Source organism: Microbacterium sp., assembly GCF_035277845.1.
GTDB lineage: Bacteria > Actinomycetota > Actinomycetes > Actinomycetales > Microbacteriaceae > Microbacterium.
In genome coordinates, this window is record NZ_DATEJS010000329.1 from 1 (window position 1) to 2,129 (window position 2,129).

Genomic DNA, 2,129 nt, shown 5'->3' on the forward strand with positions numbered 1-2,129 from the left:
CCGACGGCGCCGCCCTGGTCTCGGCCGTCGTTCTGGGCCGCACGGACGTCGCGGCATCCGCGGCATCCGTGTCGCCGTCCCGCCAGGTGCGCGAGGACGCCGTCCCCACGCCTCCCGTCCCCACACCTCTCGTCCCAACCCCCACTGCCCCCGCGCAGCCCGAACCCGAGCCCGCCTCCCGCGCGCAGGGCGCCTGGTCGCGGCTGGCCGCCGCGATCCCGGCCCCCGACCTCGACCCGTCCGCCCCGCCCGAGGCATCCCTCGACACGCTGCTGCCCCGCGAGACCACCGTGTCCCCCGCCGACGCGTCGCCGGTCCCGGCCGCGACGACCACCGGCTACGACGAGCTGTGGGGCGCGACCGTGCTGCGTTCGGTGGAGGATGCCGCGGTGCGTCCGGACGAGGACCAAGCCGCCGAAGCCCCGGCCGCACCGGCTGCGGCGGACCGGCCCGGCGACCACGACGGCCAGACGGTCTCGGTCGCGCAGCTGCGGGCTCTGCGCGGGGACTCGGCTCCGGCGATCGACAGCATCCCTCCGCTGGCTCCGGCCCGCCCGTCGGCGCCCGGCCGCCTGCGGGTGTCGAACGGGCAGTCCGTGCTGCTGGATCGCACCGTCATCGTGGGACGGCGCCCGCGGTCGACGCGCGTCGCCGGCACCGACCTGCCGCACCTGGTCGCCGTCGACTCGCCGCAGCAGGACATCTCACGCAGCCACGTCGAGTTCCGGGTGGAGGGCGACAGCATCCTCGTCACCGACCTGCACACCACCAACGGCACGATGCTGGTGCGCCCGGGCGCCGCGCCCGCGCGCCTGCACCCGGGCGAGGCGACGGTGGCGGTCGCCGGGGACGTGATCGACCTGGGAGACGGCATCACCGTCGCCGTGGAGGCGCTCTCGTGAGTCCGAAGCGCCGGCCCGCCGCCCCGCCCGACCTGCCCGGCTTCACCTACATCGACGTGCTCGGGTCCGGCGGCTTCGCCGACGTGTACCTGTACGAGCAGCATCTCCCCAAGCGCCGTGTCGCCGTGAAGGTGCTGCTCACCGAGCGCATGGCGTCCGGCGCGGTGGAGGAGTTCACCGCCGAGGCGAACGTGATGGCGATGCTGTCCACGCATCCCGCGATCGTGACGATCTACCAGGCCGGGGTCGCGGACGACGGCCGCCCGTACCTGGTGATGGAGTACTGCCCCAAGCCCAACCTGCAGGTGAGGTACCGGCGCGAGCGGTTCTCGGTCGCCGAGGCCCTGCGCGTCGGCGTGCAGGTGGCCGGGGCCGTGGAGACGGCGCACCGCGCGGGCGTGCTGCACCGGGACATCAAGCCGGCGAACATCCTCGTCACCGAGTACAACCGGCCCGCGCTCACCGACTTCGGCATCGCCTCCACGACGAATGCGGCCGCCGAGTCGGCGGGTCTGTCGATCCCGTGGTCGCCTCCGGAGTCGTTCGGCGACATCCCGTTCTCGGACGCCCGGTCGGACGTCTGGGCCCTGGGCGCGACCGTGTACTCGCTGCTGGCCGGGCGCTCCCCGTTCGAGGTCCCCGGCCAGCGCAACGGCGCCGCCGACCTCATCCACCGCATCGAGACGCAGCCGCTCACCGCGATCGACCGGCAGGACGTGCCGGCATCCCTCCGGGGCGCGCTCGATCGGGCGATGTCCAAGCCCGCCGGCGCCCGCTTCGACACCGCTCTCGCGTTCGCCCGCGCCCTGCAGAAGGTGCAGATCGAGCTGGCGCTCGGCGTCACGCCGGTCGACATCCTCGACGACGGGCTGCCGGAAGAGGTCGAGGAGGACGAGGACGACGGGCTCACCCGCGTGCGCGGCGTCGTCTCGATCGATCCGCAGACCTCTCCCGCCGCCGGTGCGACGCGCGCATCCGCGACGACCCGGCCCGGGCAGGCGACCGGCCCCACGCAGCCCGCGTACACCGCCCCGACGGTCCCGGCCGCGACGTCCGCGGTGCCGCCGGTGTGGGGCTCGCCGCCGACCGACGAGACGGTGCTGCGCGGCTCCGCTGCGGCTGCGGCTCCCGTCCTGCCGTCGCCGTTCGCGGGCCCGGCGTCCGTGGACGAGACCGTCGCCCGCCGCAGGAAGAATCTCCGAGCCGGCGTGCAGGTGAGGACAACGT

The 2,129-nt window shown here is 74.9% G+C and carries 2 protein-coding genes; both read left to right on the top strand.

What is annotated here, in order from left to right; translation table 11 throughout:
- The coding region (locus VJR25_RS14520; RefSeq protein ID WP_324116249.1) for an FHA domain-containing protein at nucleotides 1-902 on the top strand (902 nt) is incomplete at its 5' end.
- Nucleotides 899-2,129, top strand: a 1,231-nt coding sequence (locus tag VJR25_RS14525) for a serine/threonine-protein kinase (RefSeq protein WP_324116250.1), incomplete at its 3' end; no start/stop codon positions are given. The genes VJR25_RS14520 and VJR25_RS14525, both read left to right, overlap by 4 nt.